The organism is Archangium sp. Cb G35 (genome assembly GCF_001896145.1).
Lineage (GTDB): Bacteria > Myxococcota > Myxococcia > Myxococcales > Myxococcaceae > Archangium > Archangium violaceum.
Genome location: NZ_MPOI01000006.1, coordinates 268,211 through 289,112 on the forward strand (window position 1 = coordinate 268,211; position 20,902 = coordinate 289,112).

General features: G+C 69.3%; 15 protein-coding genes. 12 read left to right on the forward strand and 3 right to left on the reverse strand.

From position 1 onward, the window contains the following. The first annotated feature begins 7 nt into the window (after positions 1–7). The gene (locus BO221_RS19925) at positions 8–1,378 is read left to right on the forward strand and encodes an MFS transporter (protein ID WP_073562064.1); all 1,371 of its coding nucleotides are present in this window, start codon (positions 8–10) and stop codon (positions 1,376–1,378) included. Positions 1,379–1,399: 21 nt separating this feature from the next. Here the strand turns inward: BO221_RS19925 and BO221_RS19930 are convergent, their stop codons facing one another. Next, a complete protein-coding gene (locus BO221_RS19930; RefSeq protein ID WP_073562065.1) occupies positions 1,400–4,159 on the reverse strand; it encodes a hypothetical protein in 2,760 nt (919 codons plus the stop codon). A gap of 79 nt (positions 4,160–4,238) precedes the next feature. Between BO221_RS19930 and BO221_RS19935 the strand changes: the two genes are divergently transcribed. The 5 genes from BO221_RS19935 (at position 4,239) to BO221_RS19955 (ending at position 8,240) form a co-directional block, all read left to right on the forward strand. Further along, positions 4,239–4,712 carry a DUF1569 domain-containing protein gene (locus tag BO221_RS19935; protein WP_073562066.1) on the forward strand — a complete coding sequence of 158 codons (474 nt, stop codon included), beginning with the start codon at positions 4,239–4,241 and terminating at the stop codon, positions 4,710–4,712. A gap of 60 nt (positions 4,713–4,772) precedes the next feature. Next, entirely contained in the window at positions 4,773–5,564 is a 792-nt protein-coding gene (locus tag BO221_RS19940) for a hypothetical protein (protein WP_233166165.1), read from the forward strand. A 165-nt stretch (positions 5,565–5,729) separates the two neighbouring features. Continuing rightward, a complete protein-coding gene (locus BO221_RS19945) occupies positions 5,730–6,302 on the forward strand; it encodes a hypothetical protein (RefSeq protein WP_073562067.1) in 573 nt (190 codons plus the stop codon). Positions 6,303–6,444: 142 nt separating this feature from the next. Beyond that, positions 6,445–7,644 carry an AHH domain-containing protein gene (locus BO221_RS19950; RefSeq protein ID WP_073562345.1) on the forward strand — a complete coding sequence of 400 codons (1,200 nt, stop codon included), beginning with the start codon at positions 6,445–6,447 and terminating at the stop codon, positions 7,642–7,644. Continuing rightward, complete coding sequence (locus BO221_RS19955) at positions 7,641–8,240, forward strand: imm11 family protein (protein WP_233166167.1); 600 nt, start codon at positions 7,641–7,643, stop codon at positions 8,238–8,240. The genes BO221_RS19950 and BO221_RS19955 overlap by 4 nt, the downstream gene beginning before the upstream one ends. 101 nt (positions 8,241–8,341) lie before the next feature. Here the strand turns inward: BO221_RS19955 and BO221_RS19960 are convergent, their stop codons facing one another. Next, entirely contained in the window at positions 8,342–8,908 is a 567-nt protein-coding gene (locus tag BO221_RS19960) for a peptide chain release factor-like protein (protein ID WP_073562068.1), read from the reverse strand. 249 nt (positions 8,909–9,157) lie between these two features. Then, positions 9,158–10,243 (reverse strand): glycosyltransferase family 1 protein, encoded by a 1,086-nt coding sequence (locus tag BO221_RS19965; protein ID WP_073562069.1) that lies wholly within the window; start codon positions 10,241–10,243, stop codon positions 9,158–9,160. Positions 10,244–10,292: 49 nt separating this feature from the next. On the opposite strand from BO221_RS19965, the gene BO221_RS19970 reads away from it, so the two are divergent. The 6 genes from BO221_RS19970 (at position 10,293) to BO221_RS19995 (ending at position 20,875) form a co-directional block, all read left to right on the forward strand. Continuing rightward, positions 10,293–12,539: a glycosyltransferase family 4 protein gene (locus BO221_RS19970; RefSeq protein ID WP_073562070.1), complete on the forward strand. Its 2,247-nt coding sequence runs from the start codon at positions 10,293–10,295 to the stop codon at positions 12,537–12,539. After that, on the forward strand, positions 12,536–13,018 hold the full coding sequence (locus BO221_RS19975) for a hypothetical protein (RefSeq protein WP_073562071.1): 483 nt from the start codon (positions 12,536–12,538) through the stop codon (positions 13,016–13,018). The genes BO221_RS19970 and BO221_RS19975 overlap by 4 nt, the downstream gene beginning before the upstream one ends. Before the next feature lie 77 nt (positions 13,019–13,095). Continuing rightward, positions 13,096–13,893, forward strand: coding sequence for a glycosyltransferase family 2 protein (locus tag BO221_RS19980; protein ID WP_073562072.1), 798 nt, complete (start codon positions 13,096–13,098; stop codon positions 13,891–13,893). A 1-nt stretch (position 13,894) separates the two neighbouring features. Then, entirely contained in the window at positions 13,895–15,268 is a 1,374-nt protein-coding gene (locus BO221_RS19985; RefSeq protein WP_073562073.1) for a hypothetical protein, read from the forward strand. Positions 15,269–15,279: 11 nt separating this feature from the next. Further along, on the forward strand, positions 15,280–16,824 hold the full coding sequence (locus BO221_RS19990; RefSeq protein WP_143195565.1) for a hypothetical protein: 1,545 nt from the start codon (positions 15,280–15,282) through the stop codon (positions 16,822–16,824). Positions 16,825–17,086: 262 nt separating this feature from the next. Continuing rightward, a complete protein-coding gene (locus BO221_RS19995; RefSeq protein WP_073562075.1) occupies positions 17,087–20,875 on the forward strand; it encodes an FAD-dependent oxidoreductase in 3,789 nt (1,262 codons plus the stop codon). Positions 20,876–20,902 lie beyond the last annotated feature (27 nt).

A 20,902-nucleotide genomic window follows, 5' to 3' on the forward strand; every position in this document is an offset into this window, starting at 1 on the left:
GAGGAACGTGCCGGAGACGTTCACCCGCGAGCGCATCGCCCGGGGCTCCGGTATCCTCCTGGACATGCACACCGGTGAGGGGGACACCCAGGGGCTCGCGGGCAACCGCGGCGAGGCGGCACTTCCAGCGTCAGGGGCGCGGGCATTGCCCTGGTGGAAGGAGCCCACCCGGCAACAGTGGCGGACGTTCCTGGCGGCGTGGGTGGGCTGGGTGCTGGATGCCTTCGACTTCACCATCTACCTGCTGGTGATGCCGGAGATGGCGAAGGAGTTCGGCGTCGGCGTGACGGTGCTGGCGGGCTCCATCACGCTCACGCTGCTGGTGCGCCTGGTGGGTGGAGTGGCCGCGGGAGCGATGGCGGACCGGTGGGGCCGCAAGCTGCCGCTGATGCTCTCCATCCTCTGGCTGGCGCTGTGCGACGGCGCGGTGGCCCTGGCGCCCTCCATCACCTGGGTGCTGGTGCTGCGCACCCTCTTCGGCTTCGGCATGGGCGCCGAGTGGACGAGCGGCGCCACGCTGGCCATGGAGAACTGGCCCGAGCGCAGCCGCGGCATCGCCTCGGGCATCCTCCATGGGGGCTGGGCCGTGGGCTACCTGCTGGCCGCGGTGGTGTCCGCCTTCGTGGTACCACTGTGGGGCTGGCGGGCGCTCTTCGTCATCGCCGCGGTGCCGGCACTGCTGGTGCTGCCCATCCGCTACGGCGTGCCGGAGAGCTTCGATCGCGAGAAGGCCCTCGCGGAGCGGCGGGCGCGGGCCTCGCAGGGGCTCATGGATCCGGTGCTGTTGACGCGGCTCGCGTGGGGCTCGCTGGTGATGGCGTGCAACTTCGGGGGCTACTACGGGCTCACCAGCCTGTACCCAGTGCTGCTGAAGACGGAGCTGGGGATGTCCGTCCAGGGGGTGTCGGTGCTGGTGGCGATCGTCAACGTGGGCATGCTGCTGGGGACAGCCATGTGCGGGGCGATCGCCTCTCGGCTGGGCGTGGCGAAGGCGGTGGCCATCGCCGCGTTCGGCATGCTGCCCTTCCTGCCGCTCTACGTGGGCCTGGTGCCCGGGCTGATGTGGCTGGGCGCCTTCGCCGGTGGCTTCTTCGGCGCGGCCCCTCCGGGCATCGCCCCGCTGCTGCTCACCTCGCTCTACCCGGCGAGCATCCGCGGCAAGTGCGTGGGGCTCGTCTTCCACGTGGGCGCCTTCGTGGCGGCCTTCATTCCCACCGGCATGGCGGCGCTCGTCGAGCACGCCGGCTTCACCCACGCCCAGGTCATCATGGTGGTGGGCGGTGTGTGTCTGGTGGCCATGGCCCTGGCGCTCGCGCTACGCCCCAGGGCCACGCTGGACGAGGCGCCCTCCGAGGCCCCCTCCCTCCTCCACGGGTGAGAGGGCCTCGCTCCACCGCCGTTACCGCGGGACGATGGTGAAGGCGATGTCCTTCATGTCGATGCCGGGCCCGCGGATGCGCAGCTTGCCCTCCACCCGGGTGACGCCCTGGGTGGATGCGTCCACCTGCGTGACCGAGCCCACCACCTCAGAGGCATCCGCCACGCTGCTTCCGAAGAGCGGCATCGCGAAGGGCTGCATCAGCCACCGGTCCCCATCCAGCCGCGCCCAGACCTGCTGACGCTGCTGGCTGCCCGAGCCCTGGGGAAGGACCGTCACGGTGAGCCCGCCGGGACGGGAGGCCTCGGCCGTCTCGAGCACGAAGTCCACGGGCGAGGTGCCCCCGCGCCCCGGAACCTGGACCGTCATGCGCATGGCCACCGGCCAGGTGCCCGCGGCCGGCTTCGCGACGGTGAACTCGCTCCCGAGCTCGCCCCAGAGCGCGCCTCCGGAGAGGAACGGCAGGCCCGGCAGCACCCGGAAGCGGTAGCGGGCCCCCTGCGCGAGCGGCGCCGCCGGCACGAACGTCAACCGTCCGCCCTGGACCTCCACCGTGCCGGACACGCGATTGCCGAGCGCGTCCTCCAGCACCACGAACTCCGCCGCCACCTCGGCGGCCGCCTTCCCCTGGGAGTCATCCACCAGGTCCGCGAAGGCCACGGACGGGCGCACGTCCGGGTAGACGCCTTCGTCGCTGTCGATGTCCGGCCAGATGCCCATCGGCGCCCCGCCCTTCGGCGTCAGCTCGCGCAGGAATGCCAGGAGATCCGCGCGCTCCTCGGCGCTGAGTGACACCTTCACGTAGTCGATCGCCACATCCAGGGCGGACTCCAGGCTCCGGGCCTTCGCGCCCACGAAGTAGATGCCGTGGCGATAGACGCCCAGGAGCGTGGGGATGTCGGCCGGCTCACCGGACTTGCCCTGCGTGACATACTCGCGTGACGTGTACAGCGGCGGCGTGTGGCACCCCGAGCAGGAAGCCTTGCCCTCGAAGAGCTCTTTTCCACGCAGGGCGGCCTCGGTGTAGCTGCCGTCCAGCCGGGTGTGACCCGTGGCCCTGGGAGCCCCGAGCAGCGAGCCCAGGAAGGCCTGGAGGCCGAGCGCCTCTTCCGGCGTGGCCGGACGAGACACGATGGACGCGGGCCCCTGGTAGCCGAAGTTGTCGGAGCTGGAAACATAGGCACTCCACCCCAGCCGCGTGGTGGCATCCAGCAACTGCAACGGGCGGACGTTGTGCCAGATGGACGGACCGAAGCGCCACACCATGCCGTCGTTCTGCGCCTCCACATGGCAGCCCGAGCAGGAGTGGTTCGCCGCGAAGCTCGCACCGGGCCGGGTGAAGACGCGCTCGCCGAGCGCCACGTTCGCGGGACGCGGATCCTCCGCGAGCTTCACCTTCTGGAACACCGTCCCGTCCGCGCGCAGCACCCACAGCTCGAAGCTCTCGAAGCAGTGCACGGCCACCGTGCCCGCGGCATCCAGCGCCACCATCTGCCGGGCACCCGGACCCACCGCGACCCGGGCCTTCTCCGCGAGCGTGTTCCGGTCGAGCGCCACCACCACCTCCGAGGACTCGGAGGAGACCCACAGCGTGTCCCCCACCGCGAGCACCCCGGCGGGATTGACCACGGGGCCTCCGGAGCCAGCCTGTCGCGTCAGGTCCGCGCGCCGCAGCACGCTCGGCACCGTCGCGTCCGCATCCACCACCACCACCTCGTGCACGAAGGGCTTCGCCGTGAGCTCCGCCTGCGAGGGCTCGGGGTCTCCATCGGTCGCGGCGACGTACAGCTCGGCACCATCCGCGGAGAGCGCCAGGGCCCGCAGATCAGCCGAGACCCCATTCACAGTGGCGATCTTCGTCAGCGACGCGGTGTCGACGACCGAGATGTCCTGGTCATCCCCCGGCCCGTACGTGCCGCGCGTGTCCTTGATGCGGTTGCCGGAGCGGTACGAGGCCACGAAGAGCCGCCGGCCATCCGCCGAGAGCGCCATGGCCCGGGGATCGAACCCCACCTCCACATGCGCCACGACCTCGCGCACCGTGAGGTCCACCACCGCCACCCGGCGCTGCGTGGCCAGCGACACGTACAACCGCCGGGCGTCCGGTGAGAGCGCCAGACCCGAGGGCTCGTCCCCCACCCACAGGGAATCCACGAGCACGCCGCGCGCCCGGTCGATGAAGCCCACGGTGTCGCTGCCGCGTTGGGCGACGAGCACATAGGGCAGAGGCTCGCGCCAGGCCAGCGCCGAGGGCCACGCGCCCACCGTCACCTCGCCATGCGTGCGCCAGTACGTGCCGTCCACCCGCGCGAGGCGGCTCACCGTGTAGGACGCGCCGTTCGCGGTCCACAGTTCCTCTCCGACGCGCACCACGCCGGAGAGCGGCGTCAGGTAGTGGTTGCGGAAGCGCTCGGCCGGCGAGCGGGCCACGACATGGAGCGACACCTCGGAGCTGCTCAGCTCGCCTGCCCGGAGGACGTAATCGCCGGGCACGTCGGGGGTGAAGCGCGGCTCGGGGGCGCCCCGCGTGTAGGCGGTGTTGCGGCTGCCCTCGGGCGCGGAGACGACCTGCCACTCCAGGGTGGAGGGGCACTGCGCGTCCTGCTTCAGCCGGGGCAGGTAGAAGGTTTCGCCCAGGGTATGGGAGCGCGGGTTCTGCAGCGGGAGCGTCGCTTCGGTGCAGACGGGCTCCGGGTCCGGGTCCGGCTCATCACGGCACGCACTGGCCGACAGCAGCAGCAGCGACGCGGAATAACAGAGGAGGAAACGATTGGCTCGCATGGGGTCCCTGGATAAAGGCCCCACCCCTCGCGAGCAACTCCCCCGCGCACACCAGGAAACGCACGGTAGGATGGCTCACATGTCTCGAACGCTGAGAATGATGACGTGGGAGCGGGTACGGACCGAGCTCGACGCGCTGGAGCGCGCGGAGGGAGCCTCGGTGCCCGGCCCCTGGACGCTGCCACAGGTGCTCGTCCACTGCGCCCAGAGCATCGACTGCTCGCTCGACGGCTACCCGAGACTGCGCCCGGCGCTGTTCCGCGCGACGATCGGCCGCATCGCGAAGCGGAAGTTCCTCTCGCAGGGATTCATGTCCCACGGGCTCGACGCGGCCATTCCCGGCGCGCCCGCGCTGGAGGACGCCGGCCTCGCTCCGGCCCTGGCGCGGCTCCGCCAGGCCATCACCCGCTTCGAGGCGGCCGATGCCTCGGCGTTGAAGCCCCACCTCGCCTACGGCCCGTGCGACAAACGCGAGTACGAAGCACTGCACGCCATGCACCTCGCCGACCACCTGTGCGCGGTGCAACGGTTTCCGGCCCCCCGCGCGGCGTGAGGCGGGTGGCGGTGACGCGTCGTTCCCGAGGCTGTCAGGGGCGGTGGTAGGCTGTCCGGCATGGCCAGCAACATGTCGTGCATCGGCATCACCGCGAGGGATCCGCAGGACTTCGGACGCCGCATGTCGTTGCTGCTGGAGCGCAGCGAGTCCGCGGGAAAGTGGGGAGCCCACGAGCTGCGCGTCTGGTCGGATGCGAGTGGCGCCAGCGTCAGCTTCGTGGTGTCGGAGGACGGCGTGGAGTGCGCCACCCCGGGCTTCCGCGCACGGTCGCGGCTCCAGGCGCGCGCGGCGCGGTTCGCCAGCGATCCGGATTGCCGCTTCTGCGACCCGCTGCTCGTGGAGATCCTGGACGCGAAGGGTGAGCCCTTCTACCCGTTGGCCACGCAGCTCGATGACCTGTTGCTCACGCGCGAGCGGGTGAGCGAGGGGGCGCTGCTCGAGCTGGGCCTGTGCGCCTTCGCTCGCGGCATCGAGGTCTGGACGGACGAGGCGGCCTTCCTCACGGCGCAGGCGGACGAGGAGGTGAGGTTCGCCGCCGAGTCCCTCATTCCCTCCGGCCTGTTCTCACCAGAGGGAGAGGAGCATCCCGAGGCGGCCGAGGCCTTCCTCACGGGCCGGGTGCTGGAAGCCGGGCTGCGGGAGAACCTCGTGACGGGGGAGACGTTCCAGCACGCCATCGTGCGGACGTTGGGAGGGAATTACGACGTGCTCGCCTCGCCCCGGGAGCTGGGGTCGCCGCTGGAGCCCGGCAACATCATCCAGGGCGAGTTCTGGCTGGTGGGGAGGGTGACGTCCGGCCTCACGGAGGCGTCCCGCCCCGGGATGCAACAGAGGCTCTTCCGCGCCTGAGCGTCCGCGCCGCCGAGCGGATATCCTGCGCGGTGAGGAGCTGGCATGGCGAACAGTCACAGGGGTCGAGGCAGCCCGGGGCGGTCCGATGAGACACGCATTGCCCCGCAGGAAGAAGACGAGCGCACGCCCCCACCCCGCGCAAGGCGGGCGGACGAGACGCGCATGGCTCCCGCGGTGGAGCCGGACGCGGAGCCGGAGGCCGAGCAGCCCGAGGGTGAGTACCGGACGATGTTCGCGACCCACGCGGCGCTGTTCGCGGAGAGGCTGAAGGACAGGTTCGCGAAGAAGATCTACGGGCGCACGCCACACCGGGTGCTGCGCATCGACGAGCCCGAGGGACCCAGCACCGCCGGAGGGAAGCTGGCGCGGCAGCCCATCTCGCTCGTCCCCAGGAAAGGCACGGCGCCGACGATCGTCTGCGGCTGGGTGGACGTGGCCCGGAAGGAAGCGCACCTGCGCGGCCACGAGTCCGTGGCGAAGCGGTACGAGGCCCACCACGGCACGCCGATCGACATCGCCGAGGAGGACTACGAGCGTTGCATCGACGACCTGTCAGAGGCCCTCACCGCGGGCGGCATCAAGGTCCGGGTGCTCATCCCGGAGGAGCCCGCCGCGCGCCCTGCGTCTTCCCCCGCGCCCGAGGCGGGAGCCCAGGGCTTTCCCCTGTGGATGGTGGGTGCCGCGGGCGCGACGGCCTTCCTGCTCGGATTGATGGTGGGGCGGATGACGGGCTGACGCAGCAGGACTGCCTCTACCCATGAGGTAGAACCTCTGCCCCATGTCCATGAGGGTACCTGTCACTGCGCTCCTCCTCACCTTGGCCCCGGTGCTGACCGCCCTCGGTGGGCCGCCGAACACGCTCCGGATGGAACGGGATGTGTCCATCAAGGTGAGCGCACTGCTCGAAGAACGACTGAAACTCTCGTTCGAGCTGTCTCCTCTCTCGCAGCGAAGCTTCACCGTTGAGGAGGCCCGCTCCATCCTGGCGTTCCAGCACGATTCGCTGACCGCCCCAGAACCACGCGGGCGCTTGCTCGCCACCACCAGCACGGTGCCATGTGCCTCGGGTTGCACGCCTGGCACCTGGGAGAAAGAGCTCCGCGAGGAATACCTCGCGAAGTATGGCTCCCCCACCCTGAGGCTGCCGGAATCTCTCGAGAACAGTCGGCAGGTGATGGCCCTGCGCCTATCGACCCGGTTCATGGGCGATGGGTTCCGCAATGCCGCACATGAGTTGTTCAATGACCCGCTCTTCGTCTCGGGAGTAGTCCTCTCCACGGCCCTCTACATGGCCGCGTGGCTGGCGCCCGAGCCTTTCTTCTCGAAGTTGTTCGCCGCGAGGCTGACCCTCTTACTCATGACGAGCTTCACCGTGGCCGAACTCCGCAACGTGGCCGTGACCGTCATGCGGCTGTACAAGGACGCGGAGCAGGCCCGAACGGTGCGGGAGTTGGAGAAGGTCGCGGAGCGCTTCGGTAGGGCACTGGGAGGAACCGGACTGAGGCTACTGGTGATGGTGGCGAGCTACGGAGTGGGCAAGGCACTTCCGGGCGTCCCGCCGGGCGGCTTGCGAGGCAGACAATGGGCTCCGGCCGGTGCGGCTGCGCTGGATGATTTGCTGATGACCGAAGCAACGACCGTGCAGGTCGTGGCGAATGGCAGCGTCATCATCGCAGGAGCGACTCTCGGGAACACGGCAGCCGCCGCACGGGCCGAGAGCATCTGTGACGACGGCTCGAACAAGAACGGCGAGTGGCATCACCTCGCCACCATCGGCAACCGGAAGTCATCCGCGCGAGGTGGCCCGTGGACTCCACGGTTCGAGGGGTTGTTTGAACAAGTGGGTATGAACCTCAGTGACCCCGCGAACCTCATCCACATCCAGGGCCACGAAGGGCCACACTCCGAAGAATACCATCAGGAAATCTTTCGGCGACTCAGGGCCATATTGATTGAGTGCACAAGCCTGGATGAATGCAGGCGAGCATTTACGAATGAGCTCAAAAAGATTGCCGGCGAACTCTGCACCCCTGGTACCGATTTGAACAAGATGTTGCTCAAGAAGACATCGCCATGAACCCTCGCGATACCAGCTACCCCATGTATTTCGAACTCGCCGAGAATTTGTACGCCCCTGACGGTAGCGACGGTTGGGTGCTGCAAGGCCCATTCGATGAACATGGCTCGAGGATCGCCGACCCCGGTCAATATTGCAGAGGGCAGTATCTCGAAGCGGCGGAGCCCCTTACGTTCCGAATCGCTCAACCTGCTGGCACGCCTGTTGAATTCAACATCTCGCCCGTGGGGATTCCCATCGTTCCCACTCGAGTCGTACGCCTGTTCGAGCGAATGGGAATACAGGACGTGCAGTTCCTGCCAACGAAGATTGCTTCACACCCAGACCCCTGGTTCATCCTCAATGTCACCCGGGTGGTACGGTGCATCGACGATGCACGCTGTCGTGCGGTGATGTACTGGCAACCCGAGGATGGAGAGCCCAAGAAGGTCGGGACCTACCGGGCCGTCCACGGCATGCGCATCGACCCGGCAAAAGCCGAGGGTGCCCGCATTTTCCGAACCTGGGGATGGCGCGTGGCAATCGTCATCTCCCAGGACATCAAGGAGGCCCTGGAGCAACAGCAGATCTCCGGGGCCAAATTCATCGAGGTGTGAGCGTCAGAACGGCGCTACATCACCGCCACAGGGCTCCATCAAGGCCACGACAGCCTTCGTGCTCGGATTGATGGTGGGGCGGATGACGGGCTGAGCAGCCCTTACGCGCCGATCAGCGAATCCCAGTCCCCGCGCAGGTACGCGTCCAGCGTCAGCTTGCGTCCGAGCCGGTGGTCCGTGACGAGGCCATCCTGGCACCGGATGGTGCGCACCTTGTCCCCACGCTGGCCGCTGCCCAGCTGGCTTCGCCGTTCCGCATTGGCGACCCTGGCCGATCCCTCCTGACGAGCCTGGAGGAGCCGTGCACGCAGCACGCGCAGCGCCGTGTCTCGATTGCGGTGCTGGCTGCGCTCGGACTCGCAGCGGACGGTGAGCCCCGAGGGCAGGTGCGTGAGGACGACGGCGCTCTCCGTCTTGTTCCGGTGCTGGCCGCCGGGCCCACTGCCGCGGCTGGTACGCCACTCCAGCTCGGAGGGAGGAATCACGAGCGCGGAGTCCTCGGGCTCCTGGAGGACGGCCACCGTCACCGTACTGGTGTGCACGCGGCCACGCTTCTCGTTGGGAGGAACCCGCTGCCAGCGGTGGCCGCCGGGCTCATGCTGGAAGATTCGGGCCGCATCCGCCCCACTGGCCCGGAAGACGATGAAGCCAGGGCGCTCCTCGAGCACCTCGAGGTCAAAGGCCCCTCCGCCCCCCCAGCTTCGTGTAGAGGGTCCACTGCTCTCGGACGAGGAGCCGGGCGTCGTCGCCCCCCTCGGCCGCACGGATTTCCACGATGACCGCGGTCATGGATGTGTCCTGATGGTCTGATCTGCGGGAGGGATTTCCCGCAGGCCACCGGACGGCACAACGCGGGGAGCCTGACGGACTGACACAAAGCCCGCCTCCTGGGCGAACACCCCGCCTTCGACGCCAGATTACCGCCGCAGCGCCTTCTCGTAGGCCGCGAGCGTCTCGTCCGCGCAGCGCGCCCAGGTGAACAGGGCCGCCTGCCGCTTCCCCTCCTCCGCCCAGCGCCGCCGCTCGGTATCCGAGCGCAGCAGCCGGTCCATCGCTTCCGCCAACCCCTCGGCATCATCCGGCCGCACCGCCAGGGCCCCCTCGCCGCATACCTCCGGCGTGGCCCCCGTCGTGGACACGATGGCCGGCGTCCCCAGCCGCATGGCCTCCAGCGGCGGCAGCCCGAAGCCCTCGTACTTCGAGGGGAACGCGAACACCGCCGCCCGCCGCATCAGCTCGAAGAACACGGCCTCGGACTGGTACCCCAGCGAGCGGATGTCGTGCCCCTCCGAGCGCATGCGCGCCACGCGCGTCTCCACCGCCCCCGAGCCGAACCAGCTCTGCCCCGCCATCACCAGCGCCGCCGGCCGCCCCCGTGCCTTCAGCCGCTCGAGCGCGTCCAGCACCAGGCTCACGTTCTTCCGCACGTCCAGCGAGCCCGCGTACAGCACGTACCGCTCCGGCAGCGACAGCGTGCGCAAATAGGCCTCGGCGGTGGCATCCGGCGCATGGCGGTCCACATGGTCCACCCCGTTGTAGACCACCGACACCTTGCTCTCGGCCTCGGGGTGGCGCGCCAGCAGGTCATCCCGGGTGCACGCGCTCACACAAAGAATCCGGTCCGCCACCCGGACGCTCCGGGCCAGCCACAACTGGAACTGCCAGCGGTAGGCCCGGGACACCGTCTCGGGCATCAGCAGGGGAATCAGGTCGTGAACGGTGACGACGTACGCCTTACCCGGAAGGCGCACCAGCGGGAGGTTGAAGTTGCCCAGCGCGTGGTACACCCGCGCCTCCGACTCCCTCAGTACCTGGGGCAGCCGGCCCAGCACGTAGGCGGTGCGCCCCAGGTGACCCCGGGGATCCTCCCCGGAAACCCGGGCGCCCAGCCGCTCCAGGCGCACGCCCCGGGCTTCCAGGCCCTCGGCCAGACAGCGGGTGTAGAGACCGATGCCCGTGGTGGGCTCGTCCCAGAGACTCGCATCGAAAGCGACAGGACCCATTGACACGGTGCGCCTCATAGCACGGCGCTGTGATAGGCAGGGTGCCCCTATGGCGGTCCATCAGCTGATTCCGAGCTTCGTGGCGGGCGACGCCTCCGGACAGGCGGCGCTGCACCTGCAGCTCCTGCTGCGCCGGCTGGGCATCTCCGGCGAGCTCTACGCGGGCGAGGTCGGTGCGGGCCTCGGCTCCCTGGCGCACCCCGCCTCGGCGCTGCGTCCCGGGCCGGACGATCTCGTCCTCTACCACCACGGCATCGCCTCGCCGCTGAGCAGCCGGCTGATGCACCTGCCCTGCCGCCGGGGCGTCGTCTTCCACAACATCAGTCCAGCGCGCTACTACACGGGCACCCCGCTGGCCGAGGCGCTCGTCACGGGACGGGCCCAGCTGGCCGCCATGGCCCCCTTCGTGGAAGTGGCCATCGGCGTGTCGGACTACAACTGCGCCGAGCTGCGCGAGGCCGGCTACCGCAACGTCCACACCGTCCCGCTCTTCGTCGAGCCCCAGCGCTTCTCCGAATCCAACGCGGACAAGGCGCTGCTGCAACGCCTGTCCGGGACGGGCCCGGTGGTGCTCTCGGTGAGCCGGGTGGCGCCGCACAAGCGCTTCGAGGACCTGCTCGCACTGCACGCGGAGCTGCTCGAACTACGGCCCGAGGCGCGCCTGCTGGTGGTGGGTGGCTACGAGCCGGGCAGCCGCTACTTCAAGTCGCTCCAGCACAGGGCGCGCGAGCTGAACGGGGTGCACTTCCTCGGGAGGCTCAACCACGCGGAGCTGGTGGCCGCGTACCGCACGGCGGACGTCTTCGTCTCCATGAGCGAGCACGAGGGCTTCGGCGTCCCGCTCATCGAGGCCATGGCCGCCGAGGTGCCGGTGCTGGCCTACGCGGCGGCGGCCGTGCCCGAGACGCTCGGGGGCGCGGGCATCGCCTTCGACCAGAAGCGCTTCGCCTTCCTCGCCGAGCTGGTGGTGGACATGTGCGAGGACGCATCCCTGCGCGAGCGCCTGCTCGCGGGCCAGGCCCGGCGGCTGAAGCACTTCTCCGCCGAGGAGACCCAGAAGGCCCTCGCGAAGGCCCTCGGTGAGGACAAGCACCCCAGGCGCCGCGCCCCGCCGGCGAGGAAGAAGCCCCGGGTGGGCGTGGTGGTGCAGCGCTACGGCGAGGTGACGGGCGGAGCCGAGCGCCATGCACAGCAGGTGGTGGAGCAGCTCGCGCCGCACTGGGATCTGACGGTGCTCACCACGTGCGCGAAGAACCACCTCACGTGGGAGAACGTCTTCCCGCCGGGCGAGGAGCAGGACGCGCACGTGGAGGGCGTGAAGGTGCTGCGCTTCCCGGTGACGCGGGTGCGGAACATCCGTCCCTTCAACGCGCTGTCCAAGCAGGTCTTCGACAAGCCCAACGAGCGGCTGCGCGAGGAGCACTGGGTGGCCGAGCAGGGCCCGCTGGCCCCCGGTCTGCTGGAGCACCTGGACGCGCACGGGGCGGACTACGACGGCTTCGTCTTCTTCACCTACCTGTACGCGCCCACGGTGTGGGGCCTGCCGATGGTGGCGAACCGGGCGCTGATCGTCCCCACGGCGCACGACGAGCCGCCCATCCGCTTCGGTGTGTACGCGGACGTCTTCGAGCGCCCGCGGGCCCTCCTGTGCAACACGCCCGAGGAGGTGGAGCTCATTGGCCGGTACTACCCGGACCATGCGCCCGCGCGGGTGGTGGGCGTGGGCGTGGACGTGCCGGAGAAGGTGGACCCCCAGCGCTTCCGCGAGCAGTACGGCGTGCGCAACCCGTACCTGCTCTACGTGGGGCGGCTGGAGGCGGGCAAGGGCATCCCCGAGCTGCTCGCGCACCACCGGGAGCTGCGCGCGCGCTTCCACGACGCGCCGGACCTGGTGCTCGCGGGCGAGGCCCACATGGACTTGCGTGGCGAGGGCGTGCGCCACGTGGGCCGCATCGGCGAGCAGGACAAGTACGACGCACTGGCCGGGGCGCTGGCGGTGGCGGTGCCCTCGCGCTTCGAGAGCCTCTCGCTGCTCACGCTGGAGGCCTTCGCCTCGGGCACACCGGTGCTGGTCAACGGGCACTCGGAGGTGCTGGTGGGCCAGGTGGAGCGCAGCCGGGCGGGCCGGACGTACACGGATCTGGAGTCGTTCATCTCGGGGCTGCGCGAGGTGGGCGAGCAGCGCGCCGTGCTGAGCCGGCGGGCGAAGACGTACGCCGCGAAGTACACGTGGCCCCGGGTGGTGGACGCCTACCGGGAAGAGATGGATCGCATCCTCAGGGAGAAGAGCCGATGAAGCTGATGGGACGGGACATCCCCGCGCGCGAGCTGCTCGCGCGCATCGAGGAGCGCCTGCGCACGAGGGGCCTGCCCACCTCCGAGCCGGCGGACGTGCCCGAGGAGGGCGTGGAGCCGCGGGTGGATCCGCTCTCCTTCTATCTCCAGGCGCTGGAGGAGCACTCGGACGCCACGCGCGCGCTGCCGCTGCACACCCACCGGGGTGGCGCGGGCCAGTTGGTGCTGGTGGCCAAGTGGGCCTTCCGCAAGACGTGCCAGGTGTTCATCAACGAGGCGCTCTCGCGCCAGCGCGTCTTCAACGGGCACGTGCGCGACTCGTACGCCGAGCTCTCCGCCGAGGTGATCCGCCTGCGCGCCGAGGTGGAGGCCCTGCGCGCCGCCCAGGCGGGCACCCAGGCCCCGACGCCTCCTTCCGCCGAGGCTCCGGCGCGCCCGCGTCGCACGGCGAAGCAGGCCAAGGCCCCGGACGGGAAGTAGCCCCCCTTCCCACCCCCTGGAAGCGTGCTAGAGAGGGCCGTCCCCGAGGACCTCCGTCCGTACCGGGGGAGGCACCCATGCTCAACAACAAGAAGATCTGCGTGGTGATGCCCGGCTACAACGCCGAGCACACCGTCAAGAAGACGTACGAGGAGATTCCCAAGGACATCGTGGACGATGTGATCCTCGTCGACGACAGCTCCAGCGACCGGACGGCCGAGGTCGCGCGCTCGTTGGGAATCCACACCATCGTGCACCCGAAGAACCGGGGCTACGGCGGCAACCAGAAGACCTGCTACACCGAGGCCCTCCGGCGCGGCGCGGACATCGTGGTGATGGTCCATCCGGACTATCAGTACACCCCCAAGCTCATCCCCGCGATGGCCTCGGTCATCAGCAGCGGCATCTATGACGTCGCGCTGGGCTCGCGCATCCTCGGCAACACGGCGCTCACGGGCGGCATGCCGCTCTACAAGTTCGTGGCCAACCGCTTCCTGACGGCGGTGGAGAACATCCTCGTCGATCAGAAGCTGAGCGAGTACCACACGGGCTACCGGGCCTTCTCGCGCGAGGTGCTGCTCTCGCTGCCGCTCGAGGAGAACGATGACGGCTTCGTGTTCGACAACCAGATGCTGGTGCAGGCCATCCGGTTCGGCTTCCGCATCGGCGAGGTGAGCTGCCCCACGCGCTACGAGGAGCAGTCGTCCTCCATCGGCTTCATGAAGAGCGTGCGCTACGGCTTTGGCGTGCTGGAGGCCGCGGCCCAGTACCGGATGATGAAGATGGGGCTCATGCACCCCCGGTTCCTCGCCGACGACGGGCGCAGGCTGCAGATGGATCCCGAGACCGCCCAGGGCGCTCGGGAGGCGAGTTGACGTGACGCCCGGTACCCAGGAGCGTTCCCACCTCGCGCCCCTGCTGTCCGTGGCGGCCGTGACGTTGGGTTACGCGGTCCAGTTCGGCAATGGGGCCCGCCACCCGGACTCCATCCCCCTGCTGACGGTGGCACTGGTGGCCTCGCTGCTGGCCGTGGTGCTGCCGGAGCCCCGGCACGCCAGGCTCGTCCAGCTGGCCGAGCGGGCGACGATCCTGCTGCTGGGCATCGGGCTCATCGGGCAGTTCATCTTCCTGGCCACCAGCTCGCCCGCCGTGCACCTGCGGCTGGGCCGCGGTGGCTTCACGTCCTTCCTGACGGGCATCGCGGTGGCGGCGGTGCTGGCCGGGGCGGGACTGAGCGGAAAGCCCTGGCTGGGAAGGCTGCGGCTGCCCGTGCTGGTGGGCGTCCACGTGGCGCTGGGTTCGTGGATCATCCACTACTCGCCCCACCCGTTCATCGACGTCTACACGTTCCACGTCGAGGCCTTCAAAGCGCTCGCCCAGGGCATCAACCCCTTCGCCATCACCATGCCGAACATCTACGGGCACGAGCAGTTCTACGGGCCCGGGCTGGTGGTGAACGGGCGGCTCCAGGTGGGCTTCCCCTACCCTCCCTTCAGCCTGATGCTGTCGTGGGTGGGTCACCTGCTGGGCGGGGACTACCGCTACACCAACCTGGCGGCGATGGCGCTGGCCGCGCTGCTGATGGGCACCTGCCGCCCGGGACAGTGGGCCCAGGTCGCCGCCGTGGTCTTCCTGTTCACGCCTCGGACGTTCTTCGTGCTCGAGCAGGGGTGGACGGACGCGTACGTGGCGCTGCTCGTGGCCGCCACCGTCTGGAGCGCGTGCCGGGCTCCCCGTCTGATACCGGTGGCGCTGGGCCTGCTCTTCGCCGTCAAACACTACATGGTGCTCGCCGCCCCGCTCGTGGTGCTGCTGTACCCGGGTCCCCAGCCGTGGAGGGAGACGCTGCGCACCCTCTTGAAGGCCGCGGGGATCGCTGCGGTGGTGACGCTGCCCTTCGCCGTGCTGGATCCGGTGGCCCTCTACAATGATCTGCTGGGGTTCCAGATGCGTCAGCCCTTCCGCATGGACGCGCTCAGCTATCTCGCCTGGTGGGCCGCCCGGACGGGCCAGCAGCCGCCCTCGTGGCTCGGCTTCGCGATGGTGCTGCCCGCCCTCGGGCTCTCGCTCTGGCGTGCGCCCCGGACCCCCGCCGGCTTCGCCGCGGCGATGGCCATGACCTTCACGGTCTTCTTCGCCTTCAGCAAACAGGCGTTCTGCAACTACTACTACTTCATCATCGCCACCCTGTGCACGGCTGTCGCGGCATGGACTCCTCCCCATCAGGAGGAGCAGAGGGCCTCACAGTGAACCCGGGAACGATGAGCGAGACAGGGCCCGACAGGTGGCGGGTACTCGTGACGGGCGTGCTGCTGGCACTGGGCACGCTGCTGTTCCGGCTCCCGGCGTTCCTCAACTCCGACGCGGCCGACTCGGACATCACCGTCGTCGGACTGCAGGCCTGGCACCTGGCACGAGGGGAACGCTCCCTGCTGCTGTGGGGCACGGACTACCAGGGCATCACCGCGTCCCTGGCCGCGTTGGTCTTCCAGACGCTGCTGCCCGTGCGCCCCTCGCTGGCCCTGCTGCTGTCCTCGGTGCTCGGGCACGTGGTGCTGGTGCTCTCCTTGTTCGGGGTGTTGAGACGGGTGCTCCCGCTGGCCCTGGCGGTGCTCGCCGCGGGCTGCGTCGCGGTGTGTCCCGAGCCGCTCAACTACCTCACCTACAGCGCCTTCCGGATCTGGTCCTTCGCCCTGGTGTTCCTGGGGCTGTACCTCGCCGAGCGGGCCGCGGGGGAGTTCCGCCCCCGGTGGCACATGCTGTTCGCCGGCCTGGCGGGCGTGGCGGTGGGGATGGGCTACTACTCGGACCTGTTCGCCATGCAATTCCTGCCGGGGCTGGTGCTGTACCTGCTCTGGTGGACCTGGGGCGCGGCCCGTAAGCCGAGGTGGCTCGCCCTGGGCGCCGTGGTGGCCGGCTTCCTGGTGGGCAGCATTCCCCGCTTCCGCGCCCACATGAAGCCGCCCGCGCTCAGCGAGCTCTCCCTCGAGCAGCTGAAGCGGGTCTGGCCGCTCTTCTGGGAGCAGTGCCTGCCCTACGTCACGGGGGCGAAACTGTTCTCCTCGCTGGACGGATTCCATCGGCCGGAGGTGCGGCCCGAGGGATTCTGGTTCGTGCTGATGGTGCTGGGACTGGGCACCTTCCTCCTGCTAGCGCTCGCGGGAGGCCTCATCGCCCTGCTGCCCATCGCGGACAGGACGGCCCGCCGGCTGGCGTGGTGTGGCGCGGGCTGGATGGGGGTTTCCCTCATCGGCTTCCTCTTCACCGGCCGGGCTGTGGACGTGATGAGCGCGCGCTACCTGGTCCCCGTGCTGCTCGGCTTTCCGCTGATGGCGGCACCGGTGCTCGACAGGCTCGTGCGCAGCGGGAGGACGGCGGTGGGAGTGGCCCTGGTGCTGCTGGTGGTGGCGCACTTCGGGGTGGCGGGCTGGCGGGGCTATGGCGGCTGGGTCGACGGCGCCCTCCCACACGTCACGCGCTACGGCCGTGGAGAGGACGAGCAGGCCCTGCTCCAGGAGCTCCAGCGGCGGGGCGTGGAGGCGGCCACGGGCGACTACTGGGCCGCCTACCGGCTCACCTTCCTCTGGAAGGAGCAGCTCCTGATGCCACCGGCCTATGGGGCGGAGCGCTACGGCCCATACCAGCGGAAGTTCGCCACCGCCCGCCGCAAGGCGCTGATCTTCTTCCCGGCCATCCCGGTGACGAGCTTCAAGGTGCCCGAGCCCTGGGAGGAGCGCTTCCGCCGCGAGGGGCGCCCCTACGAGCGGGTCACGGTGGGCCCCTACACCGCGCTCATCATCCAGTGAGAAAAAGCACCCAGGCCCTCTCGCCCGTGGGGCAACCGGCCGTAGGGGATTTCCGTCACCGGACCGAAGCAGGCGCGCCATCAGGCCGAACCGATGTGGATGTGGCTCGCACGTTCTGCGCGTTGAAGAAGGCGCACGGCCGGGTAGAGGGGCCCCAGTAGCCCATCTGATCGAGTCTGCTTGCTTTCCAGTCGGCGGGCCGCGAAATAGGGCCCGCTAGGCAGCCGTTTTGCCCTGGTTGCTTTCCAACACTCCTAGTGACATGCGCCCCTTGACCGCTCTTCCTTCCAACGACGGCCCCACGCTGACCCTCGGCATCTCCGGCTTCAGCTTCGAGGATCTGTACCGCCCCCGCGGCCTGCGGCGCCTGGCCGAGCGCTTCGACGAGCAGCTCGCCGCCGACGAGCCCGAGCTCTTCAAGGCCTTCGAGGCCTACCGCAAGTCCGGAGGCGAGAGCCTCAACGGCCCGGCCGAGTCTGATCTGCTCATCCGCGTGTCGCGGCACGTGTCGGCCTTCATCACCCGGCTGTTCGGCCTGGAGACGGAGACGGACCGGCTGGCGCGCCACCTCAAGGGCGAGCTGCCGCTCTTCGACTTCAAGCGCGAGTTCATCTCCCGCCGGGTCTTCAAGAAGGGCGCGGCGGACCGTCCGGCGCTGTCCGAGTACCCGTCGCTGGACGCGCGGATGCGGCTGATGCTGTCGCTCGCCTTCCCGGAGGCGCTCGCCAGTGACGACGTGGAGCGCGCGCTGGCCGAGTCCATCCTCACGCTGATGGACCTGGAGCGGCTCTTCTCGAACACGTCCGGCAACCTGCCGCCGCTGACGCCCGAGCAGGGCGAGGCGCTGCGGGCGAAGTGGACGGGCATCCGCGCCGCGCTGCTGTCCGGGCCCGAGGGCAAGGAGGCGTTCGGCTCCAGCCTGGTGACGCAGGGGGATGACGCGGCGGAGCTGCAGTCGGTGCGCAACCTGCTGGCACTGGCGGACCGTTGGACGTACGCCCGCGCGCTGCACCCGGAGATGAAGGAGCTGTTCCACAAGTGGCCCACGCACCGGGTGCCCAAGCCGCTGGTGTTCGACCAGCTGGTGCACCTGGAGCGTCCGGACGAGAAGCTGCCGGAGATCACCCAGGGCTCGGACCACCACCTGCGTTACCGCGACGGCTTCAAGCTGACGGATCCGCGGGGCACGCCGCGCGAGGTGATGGGCGAGGTGGATTACTGCGTCATCTGCCACGAGCGCGAGAAGGACTCGTGCTCCACGGGCTTCAAGGCGAAGGACGCGGTGGCCGAGGGCCACACCTTCAAGAAGAACCCGCTGGGGATTCCGCTCACCGGCTGCCCGCTGGACGAGCGCATCTCCGAGGCGCACGCGCTCAAGCGCGAGGGCAACTCGCTGGCGTCGTTGGCGGTGGTGATGGTGGACAACCCGATGTGCCCGGGCACCGGCCACCGCATCTGCAACGACTGCATGAAGGCCTGCATCTTCCAGAAGCAGGAGCCGGTGAACATCCCCATGGTGGAGACGGCCGCCCTGACGGACGTGCTGAACCTGCCCTGGGGCTTTGAAATCTACGGCCTGCTGACGCGCTGGAACCCGCTGAACGTGCGCCGTCCGTACGCGCTGCCGTACGTGGGCCGCAACGTGCTGGTGGTGGGCCTGGGGCCCGCGGGCTACACGCTCTCGCACTACCTGCTCAACGAGGGCTTCGGCGTCACGGGCATCGACGGCCTGAAGATCGAGCCCTTCGAGGACGAGCTGGTGGGCCGCAACGGCAAGGCGATGAGGCCCATCCGTGACTGGAAGGCGCTCACGCGCGAGCTGGACGAGCGCATCCTCGAGGGTTTCGGCGGGGTGTCCGAGTACGGAATCACCGTGCGCTGGGACAAGAACTTCCTCACGCTGATGCACCTGACGCTGGAGCGGCGGCAGAACCTGCGCATCTACGGCGGCATCCGCTTCGGTGGAACGCTGACCATCGAGGACGCGTGGCAGATGGGCTTCGACCACATCGCCATCGCGGCGGGCGCGGGCAAGCCGACCATCATCGGGATGAAGAACAACCTCATCCGGGGCATCCGCAAGGCGAGCGACTTCCTCATGTCGCTGCAGCTCACGGGTTCCTTCAAGAAGGACTCGCTGGCGAACCTCCAGGTGCAGCTGCCGGCCATCGTCATCGGTGGCGGCCTGACGGGTATCGATACGGCCACGGAGCTGCTGGCCTACTACCCGGTGCAGGTGGAGAAGACGCTGGAGCGCCACGAGAAGCTGGTGGCGGAGCTGGGCGAGGAGACGGTGCTCGCGCGCCTGGATGCCGAGGAGAAGGTGACGTACCAGACCTTCCTGGAGCACGGACGGGCGGTGCGGGCCGAGCGTCAGGCGGCGCAGGACGAGGGCCGGGCGCCGGACTTCATCCGGCTGGTGCGCAGCTGGGGCGGCGTGAGCCTGGTGTACCGCCGTGGCCTGACGGAGTCGCCGGCCTACCGGCTCAACCACGAGGAAGTGGCGAAGGCGCTGGAGGAAGGCATCCGCTTCATCGAGCGGATGAGCCCGGTGGAGGCGCTGCCGGACGAGAAGGGAGCGGTGAAGGGCATCCGCTTCGAGCGCATGGTGACGAAGGACGGCAAGCTGCGGGGCAGCGGCGAGTTCTTCGAGCTGCCGGCGCGCACGGTGTGCGTGGCGGCGGGCACGGCGCCCAACGTGACGTACGAGAAGGAGTACCCGGGCACGTTCGAGCTGGACGAGAACGGCGAGTACTTCAAGAGCTACGAGCTGGCGGAGCAGGCGGACGGCTTCGGGCTGGCGCCGGTGGAGCCGGTGGAGGACATCGCGGCGAAGGTGGGCTTCTTCACCTCGTACCGGAAGGACGGGCACCTCATCTCGTACTTCGGCGACAACCACCCGACGTACGCGGGCAACGTGGTGAAGGCCATGGCGAGCGCGAAGGACGGCTACCCCGAGGTGGCGCGTCTGTACGCGAAGGAAGTGGCGGCCATGGACTTCAGCGACGAGCTGGCGCAGGCGCGGCGGGACGAGAAGCTGGCCGAGCACTTCGCGAAGCAGGACGAGGCCTTCCTGGCGACGGTGGTGACGGTGAACCGGCTGACGCCGACCATCGTGGAGGTGGTGGTGAAGGCGCCGTTCGCGGCGAAGCACTTCGAGCCGGGCCAGTTCTACCGGCTGCAGAACTTCGAGCGGAGCGCGCCGGTGGTGGACGGGGTGCGCCTGACGATGGAGGGCCTGGCGCTGACGGGCGCGTGGGTGGACAAGGAGAAGGGGCTGATGGGCACCATCGTGTTGGAGATGGGCTCGTCGTCCCGGCTGTGCGCGGCGCTGAAGCCGGGCGAGCCGGTGGTGGTGATGGGCCCCACGGGTGCGCCGACGGAGATTGGCCACAACGAGACGGTGCTGCTGGTGGGCGGAGGCCTGGGCAACGCGGTGTTGTTCTCCATCGCTCGCTCGCTGAAGGCGGCCGGGTGCAAGGTGGCCTACTTCGCGGGCTTCCGTCAGCGCGCGGACGTCTTCAAGCGCGAGGAGATCGAGGCAGCCACGGACCAGGTGGTGTGGTCGGTGGACGCTGGGGATCTCATCGAGGCGAAGCGGCCGCAGGACACGTCGTTCCGGGGCAACGTGGTGCAGGCGATGCTGGCCTACGCCAAGGGTGAGCTGGGCGTGGCGCCGGTGGCGTCCTTCAAGGACGTGAACCGGATCATCGCGATCGGCTCGGACCGGATGATGAGGGCGGTGCAGGAGGCGCGGCACGGGGTGTTGCAGCCGTACCTGAACCCCGAGCACGAGGCGATCGGCTCCATCAACTCGCCCATGCAGTGCATGATGAAGGAGATCTGCGCGCAGTGCTTGCAGCGGCACGTGGATCCGCAGACGGGCAAGGAGACGTGGGTGTTCTCCTGCTTCAACCAGGATCAGCGGCTGGACCAGGTGGACTTCGTGAACCTGAACCAGCGCCTGCGGGGCAACACGGTGTTGGAGAAGGTAGCGGACCTGTACCTGGCGCAGCTGCTCAAGAAGGCGCCGAATCTCCGCCGCGTCTGAAGCACTCCCCCACTGCCCTCAACAACC